Raw genomic sequence first — 15,179 nt, forward strand, 5'->3', positions numbered from 1 at the left:
GCACATCACCCGGAAAAAGTGAAAATCCAGGCACCCAAAAGGCGCCTGGATTTCTACAATTGTCATTTCCCGTTATTCTGATTGGCTTTTACAGGCTGTCCCTGCTTTTCGTACCTTTTCTTGGCTGTTTTTACAGGGTTTTGCTCAGCTCCGAATTCTGTATCTAATTGACGAAAATCGCTTCTTGTTTTCTGTTCGGGATTGTTTTGTTTAGAACGTTTTTTCAATGTAATTTGCCTCCCACTACATTCGGGTCGTGTTCCAATAGGATCATCTCATTTTGAAGGCTTTGCAATTGAAGTCTCATTCTGTGCAGCTGTTCACGCTGCTGGGCATTGGCGCTGTGTGCCAGATCAGCGACATCATTGACCGCTTCTTCGATCTGCTGCATCGCTTTCGTATATTCCTGGTCATGATAGTGCTCCTGCTCCATACCTGATTTGTATTGTTCTTGAGCGTAACGAATGGCATCCTCGCATTTCTGGATACAGCCTTCAACCGATTGTCTTGTTGCCATGTCGACTACCTCCTGCTCTCTTTTGAGTCTAAAGAAGAGATTTTGCCCCCTCTTCTTCTTTATTAGTTTTCACCTGTGGGACGCTTTCAAAAGTGGTAATCTTCGCCTATTTAAACAGTGAGGATACATTCACAATCCCATTCATGTTAAAATCTTTTTGATAGTCTATGTTACATTCGATGGGATTTATAACATTGAGCTTATCACTGTTTTTGCTAAAGGTGACTAGATTATACATAATCATTCAAAGATAACAGGAGGTGTTTGTCATCGGGACAAACCCGTTTCCGTTCGCTTCCGATAATAAGCGGTATCATACATGGAATTATCAATTACGGAATCATTTCGGTCATAAAGTGTTCAAAGTGGCACTCGACGGCGGTTTCGACTGCCCGAATCGTGACGGCACTGTCGCACACGGCGGATGTACGTTTTGCAGCGCGGCCGGTTCTGGCGATTTTGCAGGCGACCGTGTCGATCCGCTTGAAAAACAATTTCTTGATACGAAAGAGAAGATGCACAAAAAGTGGAAAGACGGCAAATATATGGCCTATTTCCAGGCATTCACGAATACCCATGCACCCGTTGAGGTTTTGCGTGAGAAATATGAGACGGTCCTGAAACAGGAAGATGTGGTGGGACTTTCCATCGCCACCCGGCCGGACTGCCTGCCTGATGAAGTTATCGAGTATCTTGCAGAGCTCAATGAGCGTACCTATCTGTGGGTGGAACTCGGACTCCAGACCGTCCACGAAAAGACGGCGAATGTAATCAATCGCGCACATGACTATCAATGTTATGTCGATGGCGTGAATAAGCTTCGAAAACACGGGATCCGCGTATGCTCTCATATTATTAACGGACTTCCGCAGGAAAATTCCGAAATGATGATGGAAACTGCACGTGAAGTAGCAAGACTGGATGTACAGGGGATTAAGATCCATCTTCTTCATTTGTTGAAAGGAACGCCCATGGTCAAGCAATATGAAAAGGGGTTGCTTGAATTCCTGGACTTTGATCAATATGTAAAACTTGTTTGTGATCAATTGGAAATCATCCCGCCGGAAATGATTGTCCACCGGATCACAGGGGACGGGCCGATTGAATTAATGATCGGACCTATGTGGAGTGTGAATAAGTGGAATGTACTCAATGCGATTGATGATGAATTGAAGAGACGAAACAGCTGGCAAGGAAAATATTTTAATGTGGATGTGAAAGCATGAAACTGGAACGAATCTTACCTTTTGCCCGAAAACTTTTGGATAATGCAGTAAATCCGGGCGATATCACGATCGATGCAACTCTTGGAAACGGGCATGATACCTTGTATCTTGCTCAGCTCGTCGGTGATAATGGACGGGTATATGGCTTTGATATCCAAGAAGAGGCCGTACAGAATACAAGAGATCAGCTCACCACCCATGAACTCGATCATCGCGTGACCTTGTTTCAGCAAGGGCATGAGACGGTGATGAATGTCATCCCGCCCGTTCATCACGGGAAGGTAACAGGGGCGGTCTTTAATCTTGGTTATCTGCCCGGCGGTGACAAAACGATTGTCACCCGGCCTCGGACGACCATCTCGGCAGTCAATCAAATTCTTGAGATGATGGCGCCGGAAGGGATCATGATCCTCGTCATTTACCATGGTCATCATGAAGGAGCGGTTGAAAGGGACTACCTGCTGCGTTATGTAGAAAAATTGGACCAGAATTATGTTCATGTATTACGCTATCAATACGTGAACCAACTGAATAACCCTCCATTCATTCTTGCATTGGAGAAAAGATAAGAACAGGGACGGTCCTTTATCATACTAAAGGACCGTCCCTCACTGCTTTAAAGCAGTTCATCAGCGATGAGCTGTAATGATTTGAGTTTGTCTTTAAAATCATAGGTGATACTGACAAGCATGATTTCGTCGGTTTGATATTCTTCGCTGAGCTGAAGGATCCCTTTTTTCACTTTCTCGGGGTTACCGACGATCATTCTTTTTCGGTTTTCTCTTACCCGCGCCATTTCAAATGGACTGTATGGATAGGCTGCTGCTTTTTCAGGGCTAGGTGTTCCACTGGATTGCATACCCTGTTCCAGCATAATCAGCGATAGATCGATACTGGAAGCGACTCTTTCCGCTTCTTCATCCGTTTCTGCACAAATCGTGAACACCGCAACTGTATTATTCGGTTTGTCCAGATAATCGGATGGAACAAAGTTATTGCGGTATGCCTGTGTATACTGCGGGCCGCCTTCACCATTGATAAATTGAGCAAACGTATAAGGCAGCCCTTTTTGAGCAGCCAGCATTGCACTTGAAGGACTTGACCCGAGCATCCATACTTCAGGCATCGTCCGGATTTTCGGCGCTGCGGTCAATCCCTGATAAGGATGGGAATCCGGAAGTGAATCTGTCAAATATCCCAGTAACTCATCAATCTGGGCAGGGTAACGGTTAACATCGCGGTGTTTTCCTTCACTGAGGGCCATCGAAGCCATCGGCATCCCTCCCGGCGCCCGTCCAAGACCCAAGTCGATGCGATCCGGGTTCAATCCTTCCAGCAGCCTGAAGTTTTCTGCTACTTTGTATGAACTGTAATGAGGGAGCATGACCCCGCCTGATCCGACACGGATACTCGAGGTGTTTTGCGCCAAGTGGGCAATCAATACCTCCGGGGATGATCCCGCGAGGCTTGGTGAATCATGATGCTCTGATACCCAAAAGCGGGTGAAACCCAGCTTCTCTGCAAACCGGGCAAGTTCTACTGTATGTTGTAAAGCCTCTTGAGGGCTCATTCCTTCTGAAATCGGTGACTGATCCAGGACACTTAATTTAATAGTCAAGATTGGACATCTCCTTTATGTGATGTGAGTATTATTATCAATTCACCTGTGAAAAATGTCCAATAACATGCTTAAAGGGTGACGGCAGAAAGCCGTCACCCTTTACTCACTCATTCTTACTTGTGAATCAATACCTTACCAACTGTTCCGTCTGCACTTTCACCAATCACTCGGAATTTCAAGCCGTAATCAGGTACGTTACGTCCAGCATCTACAAGACCCTTATTGCTGTAGTCTGCACTGTCATCGAACAGAGGATTACGCTTAGTATGATTGTCTTTCATTGTAACACCTAGTAAATCAGTATAATCAACAAACATTTTCTCTGATTTTTTCAGGCTGAATGCCGCATCATGTAATTGATAACGAGTAGCTCCAGGTGCACCGTCACTCCACGATACTGTCTTCTGATCCGCATCTACTACACCAAGGAATCCATCTCCAGGGTGAACACCGGTCCAGTTGTTATCGTAGCTCTCATCCACGTACCATACCACTAAACCTGAATCGTAAGACATTAAGCTGTCTCCACGGCGGATATGTGCCAACCCTTCATCTACTCCATTATGTGATCTCCACTCAAGGAGGTAGTAATGAGGTGTTGTCGTTGTACCATCTGATGTCTCGAAGCCATTGAACACGAAACTACTATCGCCTTCAGCACCTTCAGAAAGAACTTCTTGATTATCTGCAGTCACTTTCACATTATCTACAAACATTCCAGTAAGGTTTGTGCCCCAGTCAGTCATATAACGGAATTGCAATTGAATTTCCTGGCCAGCATAATCGCTTAAATCAATTGACTCGTGAAGCCATCCTTCACTATTTCCAGTATAACCAGGGACATTTTCTTTAATTGCAGGATATCCATCTGCTACAATATCATCCCGAGTATGTGGAGTGGATAATGAGTTCCAGGTCTCACCATTGTCAGTTGAAACCTGAACCATACCGAAATCCCATTGCTCTTCGATATCATACCAGACATCGTAATCAAGTGTCGCGCTTGCTGCATTTGTTAGATCTACACTGGTCACCATCTTATGATCAATTTCATCACCGCTGCCGCTGTAGAATTCTGATTCCCCTTCAGCCGGTTTATTTATTTCTTTTATTTTGTCAGGAAGATTCACTCTGACAGCATCATTGTTCGTACCTTTTGTAACACCTTCATCTAAAAGAAGTTCTGTTCCGCTGCTTGTAATATCATTTGCATGCACCGTATCACCGCTTAACCACTTGCCGCCGTGATTTGCCTGCAGCATTTCTTTAGCGTATGCACTCATTCCAGGTGGCTCTGTACCAGGAATATCACCAGCCCAACTTCCGCTTGCCATCAGCGACCAGTAAGCAACAGCTTCACCTTGTCCAGTGTATTGGGTGTCATACTCATCAGGGAGACCCAAGTCATGACCATATTCATGAGCAAATACACCAGCAGCGCCGTCTTCAGGTTCAATTGTATAGTCGTAAGCTCCTAATAGGCCTCCAAAACGATCACTATTCGACTCGCCGCCCGGGACTGCTAACAATTGGCCGAGATTCCATCGGTGAGACCAAATCGCATCTGAGCCAAGTGATCCCCCGCCTGCTTCCTCACCGACACCTGCGTGGATAACCATCAAGTGATCGATGATTCCATCAGGCTCATTGTATACACCATCTCCATCATAGTCATCTCGATCCCAGACATCGTATTCAGATAAATCCACATTTGGATCCTCTCCGGCTTTCTCTAATGCTTCGTAAACAAGTTCACGTGGTCTTGCATCACTGCCGTCATCATCAGGATAGTTACCACCGTAATAATCAGCAGGGTGATCCGCAGTATACCAGCCTGCAACTGTTCCATCTACCGTGTAACTTCCGCCGGATTGCTCTTCATAATATTGCTTCATGGAAACAAGATCTTCTCCATTTGGACCTTCATACCCATTTTCTCCGAAAATCATGTCCTGGAAATGTTCATGAGTATAATCTTCATAGAACATATCTGTTTCTTCTTTTGTTATTGAACCTTTTTCGTAATCAGGAAAGTCAATCGCAAGCACTAAAACTTTGTCTTCCCGGACTTCACCATCATAATTTTCTTTTTCAACCCCGTCAGGCTGATTCTTTTTGGCTTGTCCTAATTTGTTTCCTTTCCCTTTAGTCAAGCTGTCACCAATTGATTTATCATTATCTTTCTTCAAATTTGCATTTAGACCTTTAGGAAGCTTGTCCTTTGTTTTTCCGGGACTTTCCGCTTTTGCTGACAGATAAGACTTCAATGCTTTTTGAGCTTGAACAGGCGTTGCATCATTTGAAAGTTTTCCTTCCTTTTTCAACATTTCAATAATACGCTCGTCATTAGCAATTCCTGCATCAAATGCTCCTCCATGACTAGGATCAACTTTCACCGTCGGCTTCGCCAGCACATTCTCTGGTACTACAGTCCCCGCTGATGCCGGTACCGCAAATGCTCCGATACCCAAGGCGGCAGTTAGAGCCATAGATAATACTTTACGTGTTTTCAACACGCCATTCCCCCTTAATATGTACTATATTTTTACAACTAATTACAATATACTAGATTTTTCAGAAAAATCCATATATTCTGACATAAAACAGTTATTTACTACTATGATAAAATTTTACAAGGGAATATTTTACCATTAAAATCGGGATATAACGCTAAAAAAACTAGTCCTATATTACTAGGACTAGTTTTTAGTTTGGGACTATTTTATTTCATAGTTCGGAATAACTATGGCGGTTATTTGGCTTTTTTCAATTTTCGATACATTTTTCCATTCCAAAAAAAGAATTTTGTCACCCATCCGGCTTGCCCGAGGAATTCTCTGGAAAAACTTTGTACTCGTTTTTGACGGCGGGCTTTTTCATCAGACAGGTACACCCCGATCAATCCCTTATTGATTAATCGGTGAAAGCTTGAGTGCGGCAATTGATTAGTATGTTCATCCGCCTTTCGCAAAAAATGAATCAATCTCTCTCTTAAGTGCTCATCATTTTCATAGTAAAAGCAGAAATTAAGGTCTCCCCCCTCCTGATCTTCTTCCTGATCGATGAAATAATCCAGCAGGATATGAAGCCCTTGTATATAAGGAAAATAGCCCTCTTTTATTTTTTCAGTATAGGAAGGGTGAAAGTCCGGTCTGCTTGCATAGGAAACGAGGCAAAAGATGCCTAATGTGGAGCCTGAGCATGCAGAAAACTCATACCAGTCCATCTCCGGAAGGTTTGAACGATGGCTCTCGAACCATTTCTGCAGCCTCCCTTCCCTTTCTTCCGCTTTCACGTGTTTATGTATTTGCAGGTCGCAATAATACTCACAGAGTTCGAGAAGTTCTGTTTTTATACTATAATAGTGAGGAATTTCAGCCAGTGACTCCTGACAAGCCATCACCAGATCACGCAAATAACCTCCATCATCCTGATCTTCCCTGAGCGAATAGTAGTTCACAGGCTCAGCCCCGACCGTCAGCGAATCTTTCATGGACTGATGGAGAAGTTCAAAATCATTCGGGTCGAGCGAGGTGCTCCGGTCACAAAGATTATCCAGGTAATCGCTGATCGTTTGATATGCGACGGTGAAGCGGATCGTCTCCTTTTTCTTTTTCAACGATAAAATCGACAGGATTGATCCGCCTTCGCAATGGAATGTCTTATGTTTAATGCTTGCCAATGCCTGTTTTCTTAATTCTTCATTCGGAATGGCATCAGCTTTGTTTTTCCAATAATCCAGCTCCGCGTGGACAAGCGGGAAAATATCCCGATATACTTTTCTCATTAATGTAAAGGGACTTGCAGGTACAGACAAGCTTATCACCTCATTTATATAATATACCCCAGCGCTTTCAAGCGGCTTTCAATAAATATCTTGGAATATTCGAAGATCTCTTCCCGTTCCGGTTCATTATAAATCTCATGATAGCATTTCGGCCATTCTTTATAGTGCATCTCCGATAAAGAGAGCTCATTGAACCATTTCTTTACCGCTTTTTTATCGACGATTTTATCATCACCGGCCTGCAGCACGAGAAGCGGCACATCGGGCAATTTATTTAAATTGACCGTGGCAAGCTTGATGGCTTGTGCGAGCTCCCTGTACCAGCGCACGGATACCTTTGTGATATAAAGCGTATCGTTGCTGTCAATTTCCCTCACATCTGCATTTCTGGTCGCCATCTCAACCGTCAGGCCGGATGGGAACTTGACCATCGGGGCAATCTTATTCAATCCGTAAGAAAGAAGTTCGATCGGTTTTGAAGGACCATCCACCAGCCCCAGACAAGGAGATGACAGAATGACTCCGGCAATGTTCACATGAGATTCCTGCAGCATGCGAACGGTAATCAGGCCGCCCATGCTGTGACCAAGGACGAAGACAGGCAGTTCAAACTGATAGGCGGCCTGAACCCAATCTTTTACCTCGATTATATATTCGTCAAACGAATCGATATGTCCTCTTTGTCTCCTGGACGTCATCCCCTGTCCCGGCAGGTCACCCATGATGACATGGAAACCTGATGAGCGCCACATTTCAATGAGCCAGCCGTATCGGCCATGATGCTCCATTGCTCCATGAATGATGACGATGACTGCCTTTGCCTCTTGATCTGTTTCCCATTTCCACATGGCAAATCCTCCTTAAATGTTTCTCAAATTGTTCGTATCTGCTACCATTATTATAGTAAATATTATTGAAAGGGGTAGTGAAAAATGCTCTATCCATATAAAGATAATAAACCAACGATAGCTGAATCTGCTTTTATCGCCGATTATGTAACAATTTCCGGGGACGTCGAAATCGGGGAAGAATCCAGCATCTGGTTCAATTCCGTCATCAGAGGGGATGTGGCAGCAACCAGAATCGGACGAAGAGTAAATGTTCAGGACAACTCCATTCTTCACCAGAGTCCCAATAATCCGCTGATCCTCGAAGACGAAGTAACAGTCGGCCACGGAGTCATTCTACATAGTTGTAAAATCAGAAAAAAGGCCTTGATCGGGATGGGATCGATCATCCTCGATAATGCCGAAATCGGCGAAGGTGCCTTCATCGGTGCCGGCAGCCTGGTTCCTCAAGGAAAGGTCATCCCGCCAAATACTCTTGCCTTTGGACGTCCGGCAAAAGTGGTGCGTGAATTGAACGATCATGACATCAGTGAAATGAAGCGGATTTCCAGGGAATACGCCGAGAAAGGTCAATATTATAAAAGCATCAAACCCTTTTAAGTCTTATACTTGTGATACCCAAACCACCTGCTGATTACTCGTGTTAAATTACGGGATGACTCCGTTAATTAGAAAAGCGGAAGGGCTTTGCTCAGAGGCGTGTGGCATAAGACGGACCGGCCAGGAAGGCGCGGACGGTTTGGCTTATGACATGTGCCTCTAAGCCCTGGAGCTGGACAATTCTCGAGTTAAATTTACTCTTTCTTATCAATTCAAAAAAACCAACACCCATTTCAAGTGTTGGTTTTTCTCATACCTGTTATTACTTTAGAGCCTCAGCCTTCAATACATCAGCTTTGTTTGTACGCTCCCATGGAAGATCAAGATCGTTGCGGCCAAAGTGTCCGTAAGCAGCTGTCTGCTTGTAAATCGGACGGCGAAGGTCGAGCATTCTGATGATTCCTGCAGGGCGCAAGTCAAAGTTGCTGCTTACGACATCAACCAATACATCTTCAGAAACTTTGCCTGTTCCGAATGTATCCACTGAGATCGATACCGGTTGTGCTACACCGATCGCATATGCCAATTGAACTTCACATTTTTCAGCGAGTCCGGCTGCTACGATATTTTTCGCTACATAACGAGCAGCATAAGCTGCTGAACGGTCAACTTTCGTTGCATCCTTACCAGAGAAAGCACCGCCGCCGTGGCGTGCATAACCGCCGTACGTGTCAACAATGATTTTACGGCCAGTAAGTCCTGCATCCCCTTGAGGTCCGCCAATAACGAAACGGCCAGTCGGGTTGATGAAGTACTTTGTTTTTTCATCAATCAGTTCTTTTGGAACAACCGGCTCGATGACATATTCTTTCAGGTTACGCTGGATTTGCTCCAGTGAAACTTCCGGATGGTGTTGAGTTGAGATAACGATTGTATCGATGCGGACTGGCTTATCGTTCTCATCATATTCAACCGTTACCTGCGTTTTACCGTCCGGACGAAGGTAAGGAAGAACTTCTTCTTTACGTACTTCGGTCAGCTGGCGTGAAAGTTTGTGTGCCAGTGAAATCGGAAGAGGCATAAGCTCTTTCGTTTCATTGCAGGCAAATCCGAACATCAGGCCCTGATCACCGGCGCCGATTGCGTCGATTTCAGCATCAGACATTTGTCCTTCGCGTGCTTCAAGCGCTTGATCTACACCTAGTGCGATATCAGCAGACTGCTCATCGATCGATGTAAGTACGGCACATGTTTCTGCATCGAAACCATATTTCGCACGGGTATATCCGATTCCGCGGATTGTTTCCCGAACGATTTTTGGGATATCGACATACGTATTTGTAGTGATTTCACCTGCAACAAGTACAAGACCTGTCGTGACAGATGTTTCACATGCTACACGGGCATTCGGATCATTCGTGAGAATAGCATCAAGAATGGAATCGGAAATTTGATCACAAATTTTATCTGGATGTCCTTCCGTTACGGACTCAGATGTAAACAGACGACGTTTCGTTGACATTAAGGTTCCTCCTTAAGCATATTTGCCGGTCTTCACCGACAAAACATTCAAACAGATACGGTACTCATTTCCCTAAGTAGTATGAAGTAAACATGGTTTTTTTATAAGGAAAACGCCATGATATAAAAACATGACATTTAATCACTTGTGCTCCACTATAAAACAGAAAAAACCCTTCCTCTCGAAAAGCATAAAGAGGAAAGGTTTCACATCATAGCCGCGCCTTTTCTCTCTTATCGTTCAAGGTTATCCACCTTGCCTCAGTTTAGCACCTTCGCTTCATGGGACCTTCCCCATTCGGAAAGATCAAGAATCTATTTAGCAGGTTGCTGGGTTTCATAGGGTCTGCTCCCTCCACCAGCTCAGGATAAGAGTATCCGTTCAAGGTACAATAATAACGTTAACAATACAGGGTGTCAAACACTTTTTTATAAGAAAAGATTAACAGCAGGCATCCCTATAATCTCTTAATCCATTGAACCAGATCATGAGTGACATTTATATAAGAAGAAAGGAAGAAACGTGGGTAAATGTATGAAGAAATTTTCATGGATAAGCATAAACTGCTTAGATAGGATGAAATCCGTTATATTTTTTAAGAAAATTGTTACAAATTTAAGTCACATAATAAAAAACATCTAAATAGTATAGACTAATAAATTGATTGTGTTATACTATTTTTGAAAAGAAACAATAAAGGGGTATTTAAATTTATATAAAGGAAGGGTTCTAATGAATTCAGTGAGCATGTCTAATGAGTTAACAGAATTACTTAACGGTCAAAACATCAAAAATCAACTATCTGTTTCACAATTAGTGGAAAAAGTTCTTCATAGAAATGAAGGCGCTTTAACTTCTTCAGGTGCGGTCAGAGCTGAAACCGGTAAATATACAGGGCGCTCTCCTAAAGATAAGTTCATTGTCGAGGAGCCTTCAACCAAAGATAAAATCGATTGGGGATCTGTAAATCAGCCGATCTCCGCTGAATCATTCGATAAATTATATCATAAAGTTCTTGAATACTTAAAAGAAAAAGAAGAAGTATTCGTATTTAACGGATTTGCCGGTGCAGATCCAAAACATAGACTTCCAATCCAGGTCATCAATGAATTTGCATGGCATAATCTCTTTGCCCATCAACTGTTCATCCGACCGGCTGCGGAAGAGCTAAATTCACATAAATCTGAGTTCACAATCGTTTCAGCACCTAACTTTAAGGCAGACCCAGCTGTAGACGGCACCAACTCTGAAACTTTCATCATCGTTTCATTCGAGAAGCGGGTCGTACTGATTGGCGGGACTGAATATGCAGGAGAAATGAAGAAATCCATTTTCTCTGTCATGAATTACATGCTTCCTGAATCCGACATCCTTTCCATGCACTGTTCTGCAAACGTAGGGCGTGAAGGTGATGTAGCGTTATTCTTCGGCCTTTCCGGTACCGGGAAAACGACTTTATCAGCCGACCCCAACCGCCGTCTGATCGGGGATGACGAACACGGCTGGTCCCCGAACGGCGTATTCAATATCGAAGGCGGATGCTACGCGAAATGCATTGGTCTGACACGTGAGAAAGAACCTCAAATCTATGACGCCATCCGCTTCGGATCCGTGTTGGAAAACGTAGTGCTCGATGAAGACTCGCGCATTCCTGATTATGAGGATAACACATTGACTGAAAATACACGTGCTGCCTACCCGCTGCAGGCAATGGATAACATAGTGGAGCCAAGCATCGCAGGACACCCAAATACAATCGTATTCCTGACTGCGGATGCATTCGGGGTATTGCCTCCGATCAGCAAGCTGACGAAAGAGCAGGCAATGTATCACTTCCTTAGCGGCTATACATCCAAACTGGCAGGAACCGAGCGCGGCATCACTTCGCCGCAGGCAACTTTCTCAACATGCTTCGGTTCTCCGTTTCTTCCGCTTGCTGCGACCCGTTACGCAGAAATGCTCGGAAAGAAAATCGATGAGCACAATGCTGAAGTGTATCTCGTCAACACCGGCTGGACTGGTGGAGAATATGGTGCAGGCAGCCGCATGAAGCTCTCCTACACACGCGCGATGGTGCAGGCAGCACTTGAAGGCGAACTGACAAACGTTGAAACCGAAACAGACGAAATCTTCGGCCTGAACATTCCAGTCCATGTACCGGGAGTACCTGATGAAGTCCTCCTTCCGATCAGAACATGGTCAAATGAAAAAGCGTACAAAGTAAAGGCAGCCGAACTTGCACGCCAATTCAACAACAACTTCAAGAAGTTCACAAACGTACCAGCTGAAATCGAAGCCAAAGGCGGACCGGCAGTAAAATAACGATGATCAACCGCAACTGATCAGTCAAACACTTTCCAAGTGTCTGGCTGGTCGGTTTTTTTGTTTGGAATAGGAGATAAATTCAATTTTCCTGCTTTCCGGCCTGTTTCTAAATAAAAAAGAGGATTTCTCCTCTTTTCCCTCAGGTTATAAGCCTTTCTTCCTGCCCGTTATCAGATTCCATAAAAACACGACCAGGGCAACGACCAATAATATATGGATGATGGCTCCGCCAATCTTAAAGATCAACCCTAACAGCCACAGGACTACCAGTATTCCAATGATGGTCCACAACATGTTTACCGCCTCCTTCATCATGTATTGATGCTAACTTTCCCTATATTTCATTTTTTAAAACAAACTTAAAACTTTAATTCACATAACACTTTACTAAATATTAGAAATTTTGGTAATATATCAATTAAAACTTATAAAAGGGGACAGGAAAATGATTAGGGTGTTAACACAGGTAGATGACGAACAATGCCAGAAGTTAATCCAGGAACAGCCTGCTGAAAATTTGTTCATCATCGGTGATATCGAAGCATTTGGATACGAGCAGGAATTCCAAACCATCTGGGGGGATTTTGACGAAAAGGGAAATCTAAGGGGAATTCTTTTGAAATATAGGGAAAACTTCATTCCTTACTCATCGGGAGAATTTGATGCAGAAGGATTTGCGGATATCATGAATGAATACGAAGACTTTAAGATCTTGTCCGGTTTAAAGGAGCTCACTTCGAAGATTGAACCTTTTTTAACAAGGGAGTTCCATTCGAGAAGGCAGATGTATTATGCAAAACTGGATAACACCGATTCACTGTCAAATGAGGATCTGACACAGATTAAAAAGACAACAATTGAGGACCTTCCCAAACTGGTGGATCTACTCAACAACATCCCAGAGTTCAGCGGAGGAAATTTTTCAGTCGAGAATAAAAGGCACGGTATGGAAAAAGGGGTATCGCGCAGTTATTTCATTAAAGACGGGGGTATATTGGTTTCCTCTGCTTCCACCACTGCCGAAAATACAAAGTCAGCCATGATCGTCGGTGTTTGCACTCACCCCGGACATAAGAAAAAAGGCTATGCTACCGGGTGCATGACCAAACTGTGCCGTGATGTCCTTGAGGAAGGAAAAGAGCTTTGTTTATTTTATGACAACCCCGAAGCTGGGAAGATTTATAAGAATATCGGATTTGAGGACATTGGGTATTGGATGATGTATAAATTTTAACGAAGGATCACATGAGAAACGGGCAGGATTTCCTCAGAGGAGATCCTGCCCGTTTTCTCATGCGGCAGCTTTCGTACTGCCCTGTATTAATCTTGCCTGTACCAGGCGGTTTCGGACGGTGATGCCGATCCAGCTTGCCAGGAATGCTTTAATGAGACCGACCACAATGAAAGGATACACTCCCGCTGCCATTGCCTGTGCCCAGCTCAGTTCCGCAACAAACTTCAATTGGATCGTACCGATGATCAGAATGACGACCATGCCGACTGTGTTCGCAATCATCGCCATTGTGAGATTGAATTTGGTTTTTTCAAGGATGGCCCCTGTGATGAAGGCAGCTGCGATGAACCCGAAGATATAGCCGCCAGTGGGACCGGCCAGGACCTGCATCCCTCCACTGAATCCTGCAAATACCGGGACGCCTACAGCTCCGAGAGCCGCATATCCGACCATCGAAAATGCCCCGTATCTGCTTCCGAGTATCGTAGCCGTCAGCCCTACCGCCAATGTCTGCCCGCTGATCGGAACAAGCGGAAGAGGGATCTCAATCTGCGCGAAAATCCCCGTAATGGCAGCAAAGATGCTGCATTGTATGATCATCCTTAATTTTTCCCCGTTCATTCTTCGTTCTCCCCTTTTGTGTAAACTACTATAAGATTAAAGTTAACACACTTTTCAACGTTCGGGAAGTACATTAAATACTTTTTCAACAAACCAGCGGATCACATAGGATAGGGGCAAATAAATCACGAACGACCACCATGACTGCCAATGATAGGCTTTATAGTAATCCAGCCACCTGAAGAATGGCTCGCTGATGAAGGAAGCTCCTGCAGCTAAAACCACATTAGCGATAAAGAACGCCTTCCCTTTTGGAAAGTAATAATAGATGAGCATATAGGTGACAGGAACCAGTGCATAATCAAACAAATAGGCTTTTGGATATATGGGGAATAGTTCAGACGGATACCCCCAGAATCCCAATTCAAACCCCAAACCGTCCAGATTCGCTGCAGCTATGATCCAAACCATTCCCAGAAACAATATTTTCGGCAGCTGTTGCCGATCCACCACCTTTAAGATGAATACCCAGAGGATGATCATTAAAATAATGATGACCCACCACTTCAGGGTTAGAAAATTATATTCCAGCCAATAATCGATATTTAATTCAGCCGCTTTCATTAATTCTCTATGAACGTTGTCATATTTTTCAATCATCACTGTACCTCAGTTTTTTTACTAGTATGAGGTTTTTGCCATGGGATTATTATCTCAACAAAAAAGAACCTGAAAATCAGGCTCTCAATTGATGGAATTCAGCGAAATCAGCTTATAGAAAATCGTCGTCTCTTCTTCATGCCATTGTACTTTCTCGATAAGCGCAAAACCCCTTGAGTGGCTCCCTTTCGTTGTCCGAACTTCAATCGGGGTGTGCATCGGGTATAAGCGGTATCCTTGTTTTTGCAATTGAAACAGATTGTCTTTCATCCTGACTTCTTTCCCCTTCGTGATAAGCATGGTATTAAGCTCAAGACCCATCCCCATAGTCATTCCCC

General features: G+C 44.0%; 16 protein-coding genes and 1 riboswitch. Of the genes, 5 read left to right on the plus strand and 11 right to left on the minus strand.

The window, feature by feature from the left end; all coding sequences use genetic code 11:
- Positions 1-62 precede the first annotated feature (62 nt).
- Both V6B33_RS19535 and V6B33_RS19540 read right to left on the minus strand, forming a co-directional pair.
- The gene (locus V6B33_RS19535; protein ID WP_334219355.1) at positions 63-227 is read right to left on the minus strand and encodes a glycogen biosynthesis protein GlgD; all 165 of its coding nucleotides are present in this window, start codon (positions 225-227) and stop codon (positions 63-65) included.
- Complete coding sequence (locus tag V6B33_RS19540; RefSeq protein WP_334219356.1) at positions 224-517, minus strand: YtzC family protein; 294 nt, start codon at positions 515-517, stop codon at positions 224-226. Before V6B33_RS19540 ends, V6B33_RS19535 begins: the two co-directional genes overlap by 4 nt.
- 260 nt (positions 518-777) lie before the next feature.
- Here V6B33_RS19540 and V6B33_RS19545 point away from each other — a divergent pair, with 260 nt between their 5' ends.
- A complete protein-coding gene (locus tag V6B33_RS19545) occupies positions 778-1,743 on the plus strand; it encodes a TIGR01212 family radical SAM protein (RefSeq protein ID WP_334219357.1) in 966 nt (321 codons plus the stop codon).
- Positions 1,740-2,312, plus strand: coding sequence for a class I SAM-dependent methyltransferase (locus V6B33_RS19550; protein ID WP_334219358.1), 573 nt, complete (start codon positions 1,740-1,742; stop codon positions 2,310-2,312). Before V6B33_RS19545 ends, V6B33_RS19550 begins: the two co-directional genes overlap by 4 nt.
- Positions 2,313-2,359: 47 nt before the next feature.
- Here V6B33_RS19550 and V6B33_RS19555 read toward each other — a convergent pair whose 3' ends face one another.
- The 4 genes from V6B33_RS19555 to V6B33_RS19570 all read right to left on the minus strand — a co-directional run bounded on the left by V6B33_RS19555 (position 2,360) and on the right by V6B33_RS19570 (position 7,999).
- Positions 2,360-3,361 (minus strand): LLM class flavin-dependent oxidoreductase, encoded by a 1,002-nt coding sequence (locus tag V6B33_RS19555; RefSeq protein WP_334219359.1) that lies wholly within the window; start codon positions 3,359-3,361, stop codon positions 2,360-2,362.
- 116 nt (positions 3,362-3,477) lie between these two features.
- Positions 3,478-5,877 (minus strand): immune inhibitor A domain-containing protein, encoded by a 2,400-nt coding sequence (locus V6B33_RS19560; protein WP_442915567.1) that lies wholly within the window; start codon positions 5,875-5,877, stop codon positions 3,478-3,480.
- A gap of 239 nt (positions 5,878-6,116) precedes the next feature.
- Positions 6,117-7,181: a tetraprenyl-beta-curcumene synthase family protein gene (locus V6B33_RS19565; protein ID WP_334219360.1), complete on the minus strand. Its 1,065-nt coding sequence runs from the start codon at positions 7,179-7,181 to the stop codon at positions 6,117-6,119.
- A gap of 14 nt (positions 7,182-7,195) precedes the next feature.
- The gene (locus V6B33_RS19570) at positions 7,196-7,999 is read right to left on the minus strand and encodes an alpha/beta hydrolase (protein ID WP_334219361.1); all 804 of its coding nucleotides are present in this window, start codon (positions 7,997-7,999) and stop codon (positions 7,196-7,198) included.
- A gap of 84 nt (positions 8,000-8,083) precedes the next feature.
- Between V6B33_RS19570 and V6B33_RS19575 the strand changes: the two genes are divergently transcribed.
- The gene (locus V6B33_RS19575; RefSeq protein WP_334219362.1) at positions 8,084-8,599 is read left to right on the plus strand and encodes a gamma carbonic anhydrase; all 516 of its coding nucleotides are present in this window, start codon (positions 8,084-8,086) and stop codon (positions 8,597-8,599) included.
- Positions 8,600-8,861: 262 nt separating this feature from the next.
- On the opposite strand, the gene metK is transcribed toward V6B33_RS19575, so the two are convergent.
- A complete protein-coding gene (gene metK / locus V6B33_RS19580; RefSeq protein WP_334219363.1) occupies positions 8,862-10,061 on the minus strand; it encodes a methionine adenosyltransferase in 1,200 nt (399 codons plus the stop codon).
- A gap of 230 nt (positions 10,062-10,291) precedes the next feature.
- Positions 10,292-10,435, minus strand: a riboswitch (SAM riboswitch).
- Positions 10,436-10,793: 358 nt separating this feature from the next.
- Here metK and pckA point away from each other — a divergent pair.
- Positions 10,794-12,383 carry a phosphoenolpyruvate carboxykinase (ATP) gene (gene pckA, locus V6B33_RS19585; protein ID WP_334219364.1) on the plus strand — a complete coding sequence of 530 codons (1,590 nt, stop codon included), beginning with the start codon at positions 10,794-10,796 and terminating at the stop codon, positions 12,381-12,383.
- 147 nt (positions 12,384-12,530) lie between these two features.
- On the opposite strand, the gene V6B33_RS19590 is transcribed toward pckA, so the two are convergent.
- Positions 12,531-12,680, minus strand: a complete 150-nt coding sequence (locus V6B33_RS19590) for a lmo0937 family membrane protein (protein WP_334219365.1) — start codon at positions 12,678-12,680, stop codon at positions 12,531-12,533.
- Between the two features lie 151 nt (positions 12,681-12,831).
- Between V6B33_RS19590 and V6B33_RS19595 the strand changes: the two genes are divergently transcribed.
- A complete protein-coding gene (locus V6B33_RS19595; protein ID WP_334219366.1) occupies positions 12,832-13,620 on the plus strand; it encodes a GNAT family N-acetyltransferase in 789 nt (262 codons plus the stop codon).
- A gap of 57 nt (positions 13,621-13,677) precedes the next feature.
- Here V6B33_RS19595 and V6B33_RS19600 read toward each other — a convergent pair whose 3' ends face one another.
- From V6B33_RS19600 to V6B33_RS19610, 3 genes are all read right to left on the minus strand, one after another.
- Positions 13,678-14,241, minus strand: a complete 564-nt coding sequence (locus V6B33_RS19600; RefSeq protein ID WP_334219367.1) for a biotin transporter BioY — start codon at positions 14,239-14,241, stop codon at positions 13,678-13,680.
- A 54-nt stretch (positions 14,242-14,295) separates the two neighbouring features.
- Positions 14,296-14,841 (minus strand): CBO0543 family protein, encoded by a 546-nt coding sequence (locus tag V6B33_RS19605; protein WP_334219368.1) that lies wholly within the window; start codon positions 14,839-14,841, stop codon positions 14,296-14,298.
- 84 nt (positions 14,842-14,925) lie between these two features.
- Positions 14,926-15,168, minus strand: coding sequence for a DUF2584 domain-containing protein (locus tag V6B33_RS19610; RefSeq protein WP_334219396.1), 243 nt, complete (start codon positions 15,166-15,168; stop codon positions 14,926-14,928).
- Positions 15,169-15,179: the final 11 nt, after the last annotated feature.

The sequence above is a fragment of the Mangrovibacillus sp. Mu-81 genome, from assembly GCF_036867415.1.
In the GTDB taxonomy this organism is placed as follows: Bacteria; Bacillota; Bacilli; order Bacillales; family Bacillaceae_B; genus Rossellomorea.

Coding starts and splice junctions, on each gene's coding strand:
- V6B33_RS19540 (WP_334219356.1), bottom strand. CDS start 517: ATGGCAACAAGACAATCGGTTGAAGGCTGTATCCAGAAATGCGAGGAT.
- V6B33_RS19550 (WP_334219358.1), top strand. CDS start 1,740: ATGAAACTGGAACGAATCTTACCTTTTGCCCGAAAACTTTTGGATAAT.
- V6B33_RS19570 (WP_334219361.1), bottom strand. CDS start 7,999: ATGTGGAAATGGGAAACAGATCAAGAGGCAAAGGCAGTCATCGTCATC.
- V6B33_RS19575 (WP_334219362.1), top strand. CDS start 8,084: ATGCTCTATCCATATAAAGATAATAAACCAACGATAGCTGAATCTGCT.
- metK (WP_334219363.1), bottom strand. CDS start 10,061: ATGTCAACGAAACGTCGTCTGTTTACATCTGAGTCCGTAACGGAAGGA.
- pckA (WP_334219364.1), top strand. CDS start 10,794: ATGAATTCAGTGAGCATGTCTAATGAGTTAACAGAATTACTTAACGGT.
- V6B33_RS19590 (WP_334219365.1), bottom strand. CDS start 12,680: ATGTTGTGGACCATCATTGGAATACTGGTAGTCCTGTGGCTGTTAGGG.
- V6B33_RS19595 (WP_334219366.1), top strand. CDS start 12,832: ATGATTAGGGTGTTAACACAGGTAGATGACGAACAATGCCAGAAGTTA.
- V6B33_RS19600 (WP_334219367.1), bottom strand. CDS start 14,241: ATGAACGGGGAAAAATTAAGGATGATCATACAATGCAGCATCTTTGCT.
- V6B33_RS19605 (WP_334219368.1), bottom strand. CDS start 14,841: ATGATTGAAAAATATGACAACGTTCATAGAGAATTAATGAAAGCGGCT.
- V6B33_RS19610 (WP_334219396.1), bottom strand. CDS start 15,168: ATGGGGATGGGTCTTGAGCTTAATACCATGCTTATCACGAAGGGGAAA.